The sequence below is a fragment of the Paenibacillus sp. A3M_27_13 genome (assembly GCF_024213315.1).
Classification (GTDB): Bacteria; Bacillota; Bacilli; order Paenibacillales; family Paenibacillaceae; genus Paenibacillus; species Paenibacillus polymyxa_B.
The window spans coordinates 33,443-48,293 of sequence record NZ_JANAVE010000016.1 but is presented as its reverse complement, the minus strand read 5'-3'; the positions used below and the strand labels follow the sequence as shown (position 1 = coordinate 48,293).

Below are 14,851 nucleotides of genomic sequence, written 5' to 3'. Positions count from 1 at the left end.
CGGTAGAATTTACGATGTAAATTCATGTTTGGTGGCGATAGCGGAGGGGTTCCACACGTACCCATCCCGAACACGACTGTTAAGCCCTCCAGCGCCGATGGTACTTGGACCGCAGGGTCCTGGGAGAGTAGGACGTTGCCAAGCACGACAAAAGAGCACAGCCTAAAGACTGTGCTCTTTTTGTGTTTCATAAGGTTTTATGCTGGAAATCGCCTTAAAGTCAGTCTCAAGGACGGTCGTTTAGAGGTTGAAATGAATATGTTGTTTGTGTTTATTGTCCTTCCCGATTATTTGAGGGACATTAGTGAAATTGATAGTAGATACTAGGGAGAAAATGGTATAATTGAGGAGACAAAGTAACCGGTGGGAATGACATGGCGAAGCCAACCCGGAAGGGGGTGACGCTGTGTCACTTGACTTGATCGTGAAGATTCTGGATGCGCTGCTGAAAGTAGTCGGATTTTTGCTGGCCTGAAGACTTTGTTGTGCATAAGCCACGTAAAGACAAGAAAAACCACCGGCAATAGGTTGGGCCCTTGATCCGGTGGTTTTTCATTCACATGATTTGAAAATCGCCGTGGTCGCCCACCGGCCTTTGTTAAAGTCACGATGTGTCACCATCGTGGCTTTTTTAATATACGTTCTTTATGTATTCATTATATCACATGAGGCTATTCTGTAACCCAAAAGGGTAAAGAATTTTTTATTGATTTACATTGGCAATCTAATCATGATGGCCGACTCTTGTAGAGGGGGTTGGAAAATGTCCCGAAACATGAATAACGCCCTTCCGACCTTTTATTGGGAAGCGAAAGGGCTGAAAAGTTTGCTTTTTCGTTAATTGGAACTTTGTTAACCTTTTGGAACTGCCGAATGGGTGGTATGAGAGGACGGGGTTAGCCGCCCCCTTCTACTCGATTAGAATTTATATTGATAAGATGATTACCGTCTCTTTCTTTTTTCACTTATCAAATGTGTTATGAAAGTTCGTATTTACATGTTATTGGACAAGAGCCCTTAAACATTGACATCCACGAGATGACTAACATCTCTTTCTTTTTTTAGCTGAGTCCGAAGATAATTTTCCTTCGGTGTTTTCGTGCTGCTATGGCCAAGTGTTTCGGCAATATCATCAAGTGAAGCACCGGCATGCCAAGCACTTTGAGCAAAAAAATGACGCATATAGTGTGGAGTAACCCGTTGTAGATCGATGGTCACTAGGCCAGCTGCTTCCATATGAATAGATAGCATCGAAGAGAGGTAGGTACGGTTATAGTGTTTTCCGTACTTATTAGGGTAGAAAGGACTTTCATCATAAGGATTGATCTCAGTTGGTAGACCAATCCTTTTTCTATATTCCTTTAAAGCGTCTAGAACATAGGGCTTTATGTGTATCATCCTTTTTTTATTATTCTTCGTTTTGGTTTCTAGATAATATTTTTTTAACCTAGGATCGTAAGATAAATGCTTCATTTTAGGGGTGACTATTTCATTAAGCCGCATTCCGCTGGTAGCTAAAAGCAAAATGAGTGATTTTATCTTTGGCTGCTCATTGTAATATCGAACAGCTGCTTCAACCGTATCCGGATTGATAACCCGATGAGGGATTTCCTCTTTATCAATTTTAACCGGTATAAGCCCCCGAGAAATTTTCTTCTTCAGATATCCTTCTTCAAAGCACCAATCCAAAAAACTTTTTAGAATAGTTACCTTTTTAGAGCGGGTGGTTTTTTTAGGGTACTGTTCTTCAAGATACAATTGATAATTTTCCATATCATAACGGCCCAGTTCTCTAATATCATTCTTTTTACAAACAGAAGGAAGGATAATCAAAAAATCTATTATTATAGATATATATTCTTTTTTTGTCTGTATACCACGTTTTTTACCTTTTTGATGTACATAAAGATATGTCACTCCTACATTAGAAAACAATGAATAGTCATAGTTACCCTGTTTGTCCTCATAGAGAGATGCCCTTTTGGTCAATGTATCATAATATGTATTATCTAGCATATTATTTTTTATTTCTTTTATATTTTCTTTTATGAGAATGGATGTATCCAAATCAAATTTAATAACAGTACCTACTGAATACATACATATCACCTCAATTTTAGATATTATTCATTAATCAATCAACTCTAGATAATAGTGACACCAATTTCTGTTTTTGGTGATTCTAAATATCTGGATTTTTGTATTAACTCTTTTATATTATCAGCCAATGATAAAAAGAACAAATTGAGTAGTGAACCTAAAATAATATGCAATTCTTTTGTGTTGGATTCAATTTTTGATTTTTATGTATCTAGAGATAGTGGATTCAATTATAATTATGCTTGAGTGTTTAATTCAAGTTTATTATCAATAAAGATTATATAATTGTTGTATTAAATTCTAAATAAGTAACACGATAAATAGAAAGTAGCAGGAGGGATATGACATTGAGCAAGTATCTGAACGTTCAGGAAGTTGCAAATATGCTGGGGGTTACGCCAGCTACCATCTATAAATTAATAAACCACCCAGAAGTGTCGAAAAGGATCGACCCAGTGAATAGGCTGACATACAGGGGAGATGGAGGGTACCGGTTCAGTGCAGATAGTGTGGAACTTGTTAAAGAACAAGTAATTAAAAAAGATCTGACGGTTGCCGATACTGCAAAGTTATTGAACCGTTCTAAAAGTTTTGTTCACGGGTTAATCAGGGAAGGGAAACTAAAAAGCTACGAGGATACATATCGTGGAAAAAAAACGTTCTTTATTAAAAAAGAGGATTTGGAACAGTACAACAAGGATGTTAAAGAAAAGCCAAAGAGTCTTTGGGAAACGATATATGACAAAAAGACAGGTGTATTTCTCTTTCAGCCGTACTTCAATAACGGTGAATTGGCTAGGGTAATGAGCATAGGTGAAAAAGGATCCGCACGAACAAAAATTACGTTGAAGACAAGCTCGAGTGAGTTGACACTTGAAGAAGCACTAGGATTAGGGTGGAGGCCAACATATTTAATAGAAGAAAAGAAACAGGTCACGGCATATGGATTTGCTAAATTTGTCTTCCCTATACCTAGAAGCTTAGATTCGGTAATTTACCAGGTTATAGATGAATTATTTAAGGCTGCAGGACCTTATAACATGCATGTTAAAACTGGTGAGATGATAGAGGTTGAGATTAAAAAGACGACATTAGTTGGTATAACAGAGACTACAGAACCGGACTTAGTTAATAGATTGAAGACATTCGTTCATTCCGGTGAAATTGTTCTAGTCCATAATGGTACTGTTATTGATCCAGGTTATTCGTCCATTCTCATGTATCTTCCTCATCAAACTAAGAAGGAATTGTTGTCGGAAGCTGAAAGTAAAGGGATGAAACTACATGATTACTTAGTGGAATTTTTTAATAATAAATTTGGATTGAACTAATCTAATTTTAGTTATATGAAGGGATAAAGTATTGTATTTTTTAAAGCTCTCTTATACGAAAATATAGATCGACATCTCTTTACCATGCTCGATCCTTAGTAACTAAATGTTATTATTGGTTTGGATAGGTATTAATGCAATCATATTTGGCATTATAGAATTTGTTAGCTTTATAGATGACGTTACCAATTGCTAACTAACAATTTCTAATAAGCACCGATGGGTTTCATCTGACTACTGGTTGGGCGCAGGAGGAATAGCATTGGCAATATTTTAAGGTTTATTGACCAAATTGGTAACAAAAAAAGTGATGACTCCAATATATCTTAAGACCTGCTAAAAGTTAGCAGGTCTTTTTTTACTGAGTCTTAACTTCATAAGTCACGAAGGCTTTTTGAAATTTTGGGAAGCTTTCCAGTATCGTCTCCAGGAATTCCATCCTTATTGGATAAGGGATTTCCCGTAATCCTTCCTGTAAGCTGTGCGTCAATCCATGTGCTCATACTGCCTAATGACAGCAATTATTTTAATCCACGCACTTACATATAGTGAGATTTGTGAGGTGAATGTATGGCCGGAGGTGTAATAGATTTCAATCCACGCACCCACATGGAGTGCGACCTGCTTTCAGAGTTCGAACATAGGTCATTTAGGTAGGTATTTCAATCCACGCACCCACATGGAGTGCGACAGCGAAAATGCAGTAATTCATACCCTAATGATATCAATTCCTCACATAATCGCAAAAACTGATGCCAAAAAGGCTCAGGTCAACCATTGACTTTTATTGAAAGTAACTGATCTAGTTGATTTTCGACAAAATTCGAGGTGCGAAGGACCCGAGGTTTTTATGTGAGCTTCACATTCGCACCTTCAAACCGAGTACGCTTTCCAAGTCGTAAGTTTCTTTAGCCCCTACCTATATGCTCTACTTTCATTTTGTAGTCATCTCCTAAGTTGTAGAAGCGCAAGCTGTTATCTTTTTGGTATCAACTCCTCGGGTTCATACTTCGAACTTCAAGAAATGGGGTCAAACCCGAAATACATTAATATAGTTCACGACAGACCCATTTTCTTTTTGTAAAATCCTTTACTATGAATCAATTTTTTATTAATCAATGTAAGGACAAGATAGTCGACCTGTACTCCTCGAAGTTCTTCCAGTGCTGATTCCATATCGTTGGATAGGTGTTTGTAGGTTACAGCATCTAATTTCTAACCACGCACTCAAATGAAGTGCGACCTGATTTACAAACGATACATGCTTGATCATGGGGGGAGATTTCAATCTACGCACCCACATGGAGTGCGACGCAAGCAATGTCCTACAAAGAAATTTCTAAGCTAGTTATTTCAATCCACGCACCCACATGGAGTGCGACTATTCGAAGCCGACTTGAGCTGACACCTATGGAATTTCAATCCACGCACTCATATAGAGTGCGACCTATCGTTGGATTAGCTGACAAAAAAGCATTTACTATTTCAATCCACGCACCACATGTAGTGCGCATGGCAGATGTGGAAGTAACATATTTAGAGCAAAAAATATTTCAACCCACGTACTCACATGGAGTGCGACTAAACTTGGAACTTCTATATCTTTCTACATGTATGATTTCAATCCACGCACTCACATGGAGTGCGACGTATAGATAGGTATATGATCATCACGCCGATTGAACCATTTCAATCCACGCACTCACATGGAGTGCGACAAACAAGATAATTAAGGATGCTAACGATGAAAATATTTCAATCCACGCACTCACATGGAGTGCGACAACGAGTTAAAGAAATGTACTCGTGCCGAGATGATTTCAATCCACGCACTCACATGGAGTGCGACGCTGCGCTGGGTGATAAAGGTGGCTTGCGTGTAATTTCAATCCACGCACTCACATGGAGTGCGACAGCGAAAATACAGTAATTCATACCCTAATGATATCAATTCCTCACATTATCGCAAAAACTGATGCCAAAAAGGCTTGGATCAACCATTGACTTTTACTGAAGGTAACTGATCTAGTTACTTTTCGACAAATTTCGAGGTGCGAAAGACCCAAGGTTTTTATGTGAGCTTCACATTCGCACCAGAAATATCTATTAGTTTTACAAGATCCTAAAACAGTGTGACATTAGCTCCTACACGTACAGATGCCAAATCTAAAAATGGAAAGGGACAATAAAACCAAGACGGCTACAGTTCGGTCTCCAGGAATTTCCCGTGTTCCTCTCAATGAGCTATGCGCCAATCTATGTGCTCACGCTGCGACAAAACAAAAAAGGGAGCGACGGCCTGATGACAGCAATTATTTTAATCCATGCACTTACATAGAGTGCGACTTGTGATGATTATTTGGTGCCACATTCCAATTTTATTTCAATCCTCACACTCATATAGAGTGCGACAGCAAAAACTACATATCCAATGGCCTTCTAATCTCCATTGTAGCGCACAACAGTAAGTATGATAACTAGAATTTACTAAATTCTCTGATTAAACTCACGTTTTGTATACATTCAACGGGTTTCGACAAAATCTGAGGTGTGAATAACTCGGGAAAATCATGCTAGTTTGGCATTCGCACCAGAAATATCTATTAATTTACAAGAACCTAAAATAAAACAGTGTGACATTAGTTTCTTCACGTGCAGTTTCTCTTATACCAAATCTATCTAAAAGTGGAATGGAAAAATAAAATCAAGACGGTTACAGTAACTGATTCAGATATGAAAAATAACCTGAAACAAACCATGGGTTTTACAATCTGTCGTCATCAACACGAGAACGAACACCGCTTGATACACACTTAATGTAATATTATAGTAAATAAAGACGAATTTAGGGCTTTTATGTCGTATTTTGTTGTAATTTATTGGTTGAATAGCAATAATACTAGTGATAAAATGTAGCAAGTAGTGTAAATGTAAAAAATATTTTAATAGAAATAAAAGTGGGACCGAATTTCGGTGCCGGAGTATTCACTTCTTATGGCGTTTGTGACATCGTTGAAGGAGGATTCCTACAGGTATGGATTGGTATGTGTTGTCAGTCGAAACGGGCAAGGAAAACTTGGTTCAAAGATTCATCCATAAGCGTTTTGACGAATCCGTTATTTCAGCGGTTGTCCCGAAACGGAGGCTTCAAGAGCGTAAGCAAGGAAAGACCTTGGAAGTATGCAGAACGATGTTTCCTGGGTATGTTTTTGTGAATACAAAGATGAGCGTGAAGACTTACTATGATCTAAAGGGAATTCCAAGGTACTACCGGCTTTTGAAGCGATATCACAATCATTATACGAGGAATCAGGGAAGGATCTGCAATGGAACCAGAGATAACGGCGATCCTGCGGAGTTTTTTTTATTCTCCAAAGTTGACGATAATGAAATGAAGCAGATTTTGCAGCTTATCGGCAATGAAGATGTGATCGAATTCTCAACCTTATATGTGGAGAATGCCAAAGTAACCGTATGCGCTGGTCCACTGAAAGGCTGGGAAGGCCTGATTAAGAAGATTGATAAACGCAAGAAAAGGGCGCGCATTGTTCTGCAGTTCATGGGACTCGACAAACCGTTGGATATCGGAATTGAAATGCTGTCAAGGCCCGACACTAATCCAATTTCTTAAAGCTATGGCGTTTCGTTTGCTATAGATTTGTGAAATAAATTACCTTCTATGTTCGTACAGCACATTCTGCCTGTGCAATCCACAATAATCAAAGTCAAGCCAATCGCTGCTGCGGTGCGTTGGGGTAGCTTTGAGGCCATATCAACACCGGTGTAGTGTGTATGTTGTATATAGACGACCTGGCGGAGCTGTGTCTGCCGGCAGATTTTTACGGTGACCGATTCGCCTGGACAATTAAACACTGACGACCATGCTGAAACAGGATCACTGTTTCAGCATTTTTTTTGGAAAGAAAAAATTCTCTGAGGCCAAGAAAGAAGAGGGATGTATGAAAAAACAAAACGGAATGCCTGTTGTTGTTCTCATGTGTTTAGGGATTTTTATTTGCATGCTGGATTCGACAATTATGAACATCACGCTGCCCGCCATTCAAGAGGACTTGCATACCACTCTTGAAACGAGCTCCTGGATGTTGAACGTCTATACCATGGCAATCGCTGTGCTCGCCATCCCGATGGCCCGGTTTGCTGACCTTTTCGGTAAACATAAGTTTTTTATGGCCGGCCTTGTGATATTTAGTCTGGGTTCCGCCTTGTGCGGATTGTCCGACAGCGGAATAGATCTGATTGTTTTCCGTTTCGTGCAGGGGATCGGTGCGGCCTGCCTCATTCCTTGCAGTATGGTTATTGGCGTCAGTGCCGTCCCGTTGGAAAAACGAGCTGTGCCGTTGACCTTGCTCGGGGCTACCCAAGGGCTGGCGACAGCGCTCGGACCGACGATAGGGGGCATCATTACGCAGAATTTGAGCTGGCACTGGGTATTTTACGTGAATGTCCCCATTTGTCTAGTGGGATTGATAGCTTCTTTCTACATCTTAGATCTGAAGCATGAGACAAGGGTGAAAGCGGCTATTGACTGGATAGGCGTTCTGTTATGCGGTATCGCGATTTTTTCATTAAACCTGGTGCTAATTAAAGGATTTGGCTGGGGCTGGGCGAGCCTGAGGGCCATCGTCTGCTATGGGGTCTTTGCCTTGGCTTTTGTTCTGTTCCTGCACTTTGAACGGAAGAACAAATCGCCGATGATTCAACTGAAGCTGTTTAAAGACCGGGTATTTGTCGGATCAATCATAACCGTTTTGGTCGGGTTCCTTTTTATTATCGCCATTATGGTGTTGATGCCGCAATTTCTGACATTGTATCAGGGCAAGTCGGAGTTTCAGGCAGCCCTGCTTGTGACGCCGATCTCGGCAACGGTTTTTGTGTTCTCCAACGCCGCTGGCCTTCTTATTAAGAAGATCGGATATGCCCTACCGATTTCATTCGGCTTTCTGTTATTGAGCATCCCTTACTATATGATGCGGAATTTGAATATCCAAAGCTCCTCCGGTCAAGTGATTGTCATATGCGTATTGGTTGGGCTTGGCTTCAGTTTCCTGATTGCCGGAGCGACGATGGCCAGTGCCTCGTCCTTTGTCGGCGAGATGCTCACGTCTTCGCAAAGTGTCTTCTCGATGATCCGGCAAATCGGCATTCTGCTGTCTGTTGCCATTTTTGTATCGGCATTGAACCATACTATTGAAAGCAAGAAGCTGGATGTCGTCCAATATGCCTCTGCACATACAGCCCAACTTAATATTTCACCTGAGGGAAAAGAGCAGATCTCCAAGACAATGGAGCAAACGATCCTGCTTGGCGGCAAATTGTCGAAGGAGAACCTAGAAGATGCATTGGAGCAATCCGCAGCGGAACCGACGGTAAAGGCATTTGCTCAGTCCGATACACAGAATAGTATTACGGCGTATGTAAGCGACATTGCTAGTTACGCAAAAAAAACAGTGGGATCCAGCTTCTCCGTGCTGTATACCATTGCCCTTCCCTTCGTGCTGTTGTCGATGCTTATCGGACTCATCTTCCGCAGACCAAAACCACGGGCCAGCGTTTCCGAAGCTAAAGCCAGCGGAAACTGAATATCAGCGCATGCGGAAGCAAGTAGCAGATCAAGCTTATAGACGGCGGAAGGCGCCGTTTTATAAGCTTTTTCTTATTGCTGCTGACATGTCTGGAAATAGTCGGACTTTGTGATACACATGAAGTAGGTGATCCAGTTTGGAACAGTCATATGATGTGCATTTATTGCAGGTCGTGGCCGAGCGGTTCCGCAATTACAATTATATTATTACGGACAAATACAGTAATGAAGCGGTAATTATAGACCCGGCCTGGGACTTAAATTTGATCCTGGGACAGATAAGGCGCTCGAACGTAAACCTGACGTCTATTCTGCTAACACATTCCCATGACGATCATGTCAATTTGGTCCGGCCATTGCTGGAATACTTCGATGCCAAAGTATATATGTCAGCGGCGGAGATCGATTATTACAGCTTCGATACAGAGAACTTGGTTCCATTTCAGGATATGGATGAAATCCGGCTTGGCTGTACATTGATTACTTGCTTGGTCACTCCGGGGCATACGGCAGGCGGAGCATGCTTTTTGCTGGCAGACCACTTATTTTCAGGGGACACTCTGTTTACCGAAGGCTGCGGCATATGCAATACACCTGGAGGATCAGCGGATGAAATGTTTAACAGTATTCAACGGATCAAGCATATAGTGCCTCCGCATGTGTGCGTGTATCCTGGGCATTCCTACGGGAAAGCGCCTGGATATACGCTGGGTTATCTTTTGCAGAGCAATATTTATTTACTGATCGACGATAAAGAAGTCTTTATAAATTTCCGGATGCGCAAAAATCAGCAGCATATACTCCGGTTTTCATAAAAGAACTGATTCAAGGGGGATGCGATGAAGCGAAAAATAGTGTTTATGTTTTCCGGCCAGGGTTCTCAATATGCACATATGGGAAAGGAACTGCTGGCCCGCCATCAAGTCTTCCGCTCCTGGATGGTAAGACTGGATCAAGTGGCCTGCTCCAGACTGGGAAGCTCAGTAATTGAAGCGATTTATGCTGGCCGTAAAGGAGAGAAGCAGAATCGGACCTTGTATACGCATCCGGCCATATTTATGGTGGAATATGCGCTGTTCATGACGTTGCTCGAAGAAGGCGTTGTTCCGGATTATGTGCTGGGAGCAAGCCTGGGAGAGTTTGCGGCGGCTGCAGCGGCCGGTGTGCTTACGCCTGATGAGGCACTGAATCTTGTCATCGCCCAGGCGGAGATGCTGGAGGTGCGCTGTGAGCCAGGAGGCATGATGGCTATACTGGATAACGCCAGTCTGTACAGACAGGAGCCCATGCTGCACCGGAACAGCACACTGGCTGCGGTAAACTTTGCCGGGCACTTTGTGGTGTCGGGAACCAATGTTGCGCTTGATCATATTGCCGGGATGCTGTCGCAGAAGAAGATTGCCAGCGAGCGTCTCCCGGTTTCGCATGCCTTTCACTCTTCGGGGATTGATTCAGCTGCACCATTATTTTGCAGACTGATACTGAAGCATACCTATAGGGTTCCCCGTATTCCACTCATCTCCTGCACTTCCGGAAGCAGGGTACGGGTGTGGCCGCCAACCCGGCTTTGGGATGCGGTCCGCGAGCCCATGCTGCTTCCGGAGGCGATCCGGACTTTGGAAGCGGAGCAGGCGCTTGCTTACTTGGATCTTGGGCCGGCGGGAACGCTGGCCAATTTGGTAAAGCGCAATCTCGGCAAGGAATCATTGCCAGAGAGCTGCAACATCTTGACGCCATACGGCAACGACTGGAATGAGTTTGAACGGGTGAAACGCACGTACGGCGGAAAAAATTTGATTTCCAAGATAGAGGTGGATCAAAACATGATAACCTATATGTTTCCGGGACAGGGCTCCCAGCACAAAGGAATGGGCGGTGAGCTGTTCAATGAATTTCGGGAATGGACGGAGCGAGCTGATGCGATACTAGGATATTCCATTAAAGCATTGTGTTTGCAGGATGAGCGGCAGCAGTTGGGACATACCCAGTATACCCAGCCGGCGTTATATGTCGTTAATGCGCTTTCGTACATGAAGAAGCGGAAGGAAGCAGGCATAGTGCCCGATTATGTGGCCGGGCACAGTCTCGGCGAGTACAGTGCGCTGTTTGCAGCAGGCGCCTTTGACTTCGAGACCGGACTAAAGCTTGTGAACAAAAGAGGGGAGCTGATGAGCAAGGCGACCGGCGGCGGTATGGCCGCCATAATCGGCTTTACAGCAGAGCAGGTTCAAGATGTTCTGAACCGGCATTTTCCTAATCTCAGCATCGCCAACTATAATTCGCCCAAGCAAATTGTGATTGCTGGAATGAAAGCGGATATTGAGGCTGCACAGCCTGTGTTCGAAGCGGCCGGTGCCCACTTGTACATACCGCTTAATGTCAGCGGCGCGTTTCATTCCAAGCATATGGCGGAAGCGGAACGCGAATTTGCCGCCTACCTTGATTTATTTACGTTTTCGGAGCTAAACATTCCCGTCATCTCCAATGTGCATGCAAGGCCATACCTCCAGAAGGACATCAAACGGAATTTAACGATGCAAATCACCCGTTATGTTAACTGGACGGACAGTATCCGTTATTTGATGGGAAGGGGAGATATGAGATTTGAAGAGATTGGGCCCGGAAATGTATTGTCCAAGCTCGCCGCGAACATTAGCCGGGACGCAAACCCAATTGTGTCCGTGGAAGAGACTACGACTGTGATGAAAAACAGTGCAATCCTGTCGACCGGCGAAATGGCGGCCTCCGTTCAAAGCAAATTAGCTTCTGCGCCCGAGATCCGCAGGGAAGCTGCTCCCGAAGCTAGAAGGCACAGAACTGACGCCGGAACGCAAATTACGGCGCAGTCGCTGGGAGACGAAGAGTTCAAACGGGATTATGGACTGAAATATGCTTATGTTACCGGATCCATGTATCGCGGAGTTGCTTCGAGAACGTTGGTCGTCCAGGCGGCAAAAGCAGGCCTGCTCAGTTTTTACGGAGCCGGAGGCCTTGATCTAGAGCAAATTGAATCAGATATCCGGGCAATGCAGCGGGAGTTGGATAAAGGGGAGGCCTATGGACTGAACATGCTGCATCAGCCGATGCACCCCCAGAAGGAAGAACAGCTTATAGATCTGTATTTGCGCTGCGGTGTAAAGGTCATTGAAGCCTCTGCTTACATGGCGGTCAATGCGCCGCTTGTTCGCTACCGTGCCAAAGGGCTTGTGCAGGATGAGGATGGTTCCGTTACTGCTGGCAACAGGATTATGGCCAAGGTGTCCCGGCCAGAGGTGGCAGAGGCTTTTCTCAGTCCGGCTCCCGAACGGATCGTTCTCCGGTTGCTTCATGAGAACCGCATTACTCCGGCAGAGGCCGATGCCCTCCGGTCCATACCGATGGCAGATGACATTACGGTGGAGGCCGATTCGGGGGGCCACACCGACCAGGGCGTGGCGTATACACTGTTGCCAACGATTCTGCGGCTCCGCGATGAACTGCTACAGCGTTACGGTTATGGCAAACGGGTCCGGGTCGGGGCAGCCGGGGGCATTGGCACACCTGAGGCAGCCGCAGCTGCATTATTGATGGGAGCGGATTATGTTGTTACCGGTTCAATCAATCAATGCACGACAGAGGCCGGTACAAGCGATGCCGTAAAGGATCTGCTTCAGCAAGCCAATGTTCAGGACACCGAATATGCCCCTGCCGGAGATATGTTCGAACTGGGCGTCAAAGTGCAGGTGCTTCGCAAAGGCCTTTTTTTTCCGGCACGGGCCAACAAGCTGTACGAGCTGTATCGCAAGCATGCCTCGTTAGATGAGATCGACGAGAAAAATAAACGGATGATTCAGGATGTCTACTTTAATCGGACGTTTGGGGAAGTGCTTGAGGAAATCCGAACGCAATGGCTGCCCGGGGAAGCCGCAAAGGCTGAGGTCAACCCGAAGCAGCAAATGGCGCTGGTGTTCAAATGGTATTTTGCCAACTCTACCAAGGCGGCACTGGGCGGCAATCCCGATCAAGTAGTTGATTATCAGATTCACTGCGGTCCGGCGATGGGTGCGTTCAATCAGTGGGTAAAAGGAACCAAACTTGAAAATTGGCGGAACCGTCATGTGGATGCATTGGGTAAACTGCTTATGGAGCAGACAGCCGAGATGTTAAACCGACAGTTTTTGCGATTTACCAATTCAAGCAGGCAAATGGAGGTTTAGGCAATGCAATTAGAATGGCTGGAATATGTGCCGGAGACGGATTATGGACGGCCGCCGCTGTTGTTTATCCATGGCGCTCATCATGGGGCTTGGTGCTGGGAAGAGCATTTCTTGCCTTATTTTTGTGCCAAAGGATATCCGTCCTATGCCATCAGTTTGCGCGGACATGCCGGGAGCGAGGGCAGGGAGCGACTGCACAGTTTTAAGCTGGATGACTACAAGGAAGATGTGTTGGGGGCCCTGCAAAGGTTCAAAGAGAAGCCGGTTCTGATCGGACATTCGATGGGCGGCGCTGTGGTGCAGAAGGTGCTGTATGAACAGCCTGCCGCTGCCATTGCAGCCGTATTAATGGCAACGGTTCCACCTAGCGGGATGCTGAAAGATCTTAAGCGGGTGGCGCTGTTTCATTCCAAGGCGGTCAAGGACATGACATTGTTTAACGAAGGTGCGGACGTGGCTGTCCCGCCGCAAATTTTCTTTTCTAAACGGACGGAACCCGGGCGGCTCGCGGCATGGATTGGGAAAATACAACCGGAATCGAAAAAGGCGCGCAACGAGTTGGCCAAACCGATTGTGCCAGAGGCGTTCGGAATGGATATTCCGCTGCTTGTGCTGGGGGGCCGAAAGGACTGGTTTTTTTCGGTACGAACCACCAAAAATGTGGCGAGATCCTACGGCACGAAAGCACTGATGTTCCGGCATCTGTGCCACGATATGATGCTGTGTCCGCAATGGAACAGCGTCGCAGAGCGTATGCTGGAATTTTTGGAGCCATTGAAACGCTGCGGAAGGGGAGCATGAGCATGAGCGCAGAAGGATCTTATCAGATATCGACCGTTGCTAGCAGCGTCCAACATGAGATACAGCGACTGCAAGGGCAGGTTGCGTTATTTTGGGAAAAGGAAGTAAAGCATTACGTGGAATTTGGCTTGCGAGACGGTCACTCGGTAGTTGAACTGGGAGCCGGACCCGGCTATGTTACGGAAAATATTCTGCGGCAATTTCCCCATACAAGGGTAGTCGCGGTGGAAATTGATCCGCTGCTTGCCGATTATGCCCGGGAGCATACGCTCTCTTCATTCGGCGATCGATGCGAAATTTTGGATGGTTCAATTATGGCAACCGGATTGCCAGATGATACCTTTGATTTTGCAGTCACCCGGCTCGTGCTGGAGCATTTGCACGATCCGGTGAGCGCCGTCCGCGAAGTAAAGCGGATATTGAAGCCAGGCGGGACGGCGGTTTTCGTGGATAATGACTTTGAGATGCACATCATGACTTACCCGTCCATCCCTGAACTAAGGTTGTTATATGAAGCTTATTGCGAATCGCGGATTGCAGAGGGGGGCAGCCCACGGTTGGGGCGGCAACTTCCGTCTGTCCTGCGGCAAGGCGGTTTTGCAGAAATCGACTTCGAGGTCATCTGCGCTCACAGCGATCTGCTTGGGGATGAGATGTTCCTGAAATCCGAAGGGATCGGTATTCCGACAAAGCTGGTGAAGGACGGATTCTTGCCCAGCAAAACTCTTGCCCAAATCGCCTATGCCTGGAGGAATATGATTCGGCACGAGCAGCACTCCATTTTGCGCCAACTGTATTTGGCCGCCGGCAGGAAATAGAGA

8 protein-coding genes, 1 rRNA gene, 1 pseudogene and 1 CRISPR repeat array are annotated in these 14,851 nt (G+C 44.9%); of the genes and pseudogenes, 9 read left to right on the top strand and 1 reads right to left on the bottom strand.

The window, feature by feature from the left end; all coding sequences use genetic code 11:
• Window positions 1-27: 27 nt before the first annotated feature.
• Window positions 28-144, top strand: a 5S ribosomal RNA gene (gene rrf / locus NLX82_RS27220).
• Between the two features lie 586 nt (window positions 145-730).
• A pseudogene (locus NLX82_RS27855) lies at window positions 731-841 on the top strand (group II intron maturase-specific domain-containing protein); the annotation flags it as partial.
• A gap of 176 nt (window positions 842-1,017) precedes the next feature.
• Here the strand turns inward: NLX82_RS27855 and NLX82_RS27215 are convergent.
• Window positions 1,018-2,100 (bottom strand): tyrosine-type recombinase/integrase, encoded by a 1,083-nt coding sequence (locus NLX82_RS27215; RefSeq protein WP_254349301.1) that lies wholly within the window; start codon window positions 2,098-2,100, stop codon window positions 1,018-1,020.
• Window positions 2,101-2,447: 347 nt separating this feature from the next.
• On the opposite strand from NLX82_RS27215, the gene NLX82_RS27210 reads away from it, so the two are divergent.
• From NLX82_RS27210 to NLX82_RS27180, 7 genes are all read left to right on the top strand, one after another.
• On the top strand, window positions 2,448-3,431 hold the full coding sequence (locus tag NLX82_RS27210) for a helix-turn-helix domain-containing protein (protein WP_254349300.1): 984 nt from the start codon (window positions 2,448-2,450) through the stop codon (window positions 3,429-3,431).
• Window positions 3,432-4,980: 1,549 nt separating this feature from the next.
• Window positions 4,981-5,345: direct repeats of the CRISPR family, unit length 32 nt; unit sequence ATTTCAATCCACGCACTCACATGGAGTGCGAC.
• A 1,120-nt stretch (window positions 5,346-6,465) separates the two neighbouring features.
• Entirely contained in the window at window positions 6,466-7,062 is a 597-nt protein-coding gene (loaP, locus tag NLX82_RS27205; RefSeq protein ID WP_254349299.1) for an antiterminator LoaP, read from the top strand.
• Between the two features lie 328 nt (window positions 7,063-7,390).
• Window positions 7,391-9,031 (top strand): MFS transporter, encoded by a 1,641-nt coding sequence (locus tag NLX82_RS27200; RefSeq protein ID WP_254349298.1) that lies wholly within the window; start codon window positions 7,391-7,393, stop codon window positions 9,029-9,031.
• Between the two features lie 139 nt (window positions 9,032-9,170).
• On the top strand, window positions 9,171-9,848 hold the full coding sequence (locus tag NLX82_RS27195; protein WP_254349297.1) for an MBL fold metallo-hydrolase: 678 nt from the start codon (window positions 9,171-9,173) through the stop codon (window positions 9,846-9,848).
• 24 nt (window positions 9,849-9,872) lie between these two features.
• Complete coding sequence (gene fabD / locus NLX82_RS27190) at window positions 9,873-13,229, top strand: ACP S-malonyltransferase (protein WP_254349296.1); 3,357 nt, start codon at window positions 9,873-9,875, stop codon at window positions 13,227-13,229.
• 3 nt (window positions 13,230-13,232) lie between these two features.
• Window positions 13,233-14,030: an alpha/beta hydrolase gene (locus NLX82_RS27185; protein ID WP_254349295.1), complete on the top strand. Its 798-nt coding sequence runs from the start codon at window positions 13,233-13,235 to the stop codon at window positions 14,028-14,030.
• 2 nt (window positions 14,031-14,032) lie between these two features.
• Window positions 14,033-14,848 carry a methyltransferase domain-containing protein gene (locus NLX82_RS27180; RefSeq protein WP_254349294.1) on the top strand — a complete coding sequence of 272 codons (816 nt, stop codon included), beginning with the start codon at window positions 14,033-14,035 and terminating at the stop codon, window positions 14,846-14,848.
• Window positions 14,849-14,851: the final 3 nt, after the last annotated feature.

What these genes read in the sequence shown, in the direction of transcription:
- NLX82_RS27185 (WP_254349295.1), top strand. Translation starts at nt 13,233, where the DNA reads ATGCAATTAGAATGGCTGGAATATGTGCCGGAGACGGATTATGGACGG.
- NLX82_RS27200 (WP_254349298.1), top strand. Translation starts at nt 7,391, where the DNA reads ATGAAAAAACAAAACGGAATGCCTGTTGTTGTTCTCATGTGTTTAGGG.
- loaP (WP_254349299.1), top strand. Translation starts at nt 6,466, where the DNA reads ATGGATTGGTATGTGTTGTCAGTCGAAACGGGCAAGGAAAACTTGGTT.
- fabD (WP_254349296.1), top strand. Translation starts at nt 9,873, where the DNA reads ATGAAGCGAAAAATAGTGTTTATGTTTTCCGGCCAGGGTTCTCAATAT.
- NLX82_RS27180 (WP_254349294.1), top strand. Translation starts at nt 14,033, where the DNA reads ATGAGCGCAGAAGGATCTTATCAGATATCGACCGTTGCTAGCAGCGTC.
- NLX82_RS27215 (WP_254349301.1), bottom strand. Translation starts at nt 2,100, where the DNA reads ATGTATTCAGTAGGTACTGTTATTAAATTTGATTTGGATACATCCATT.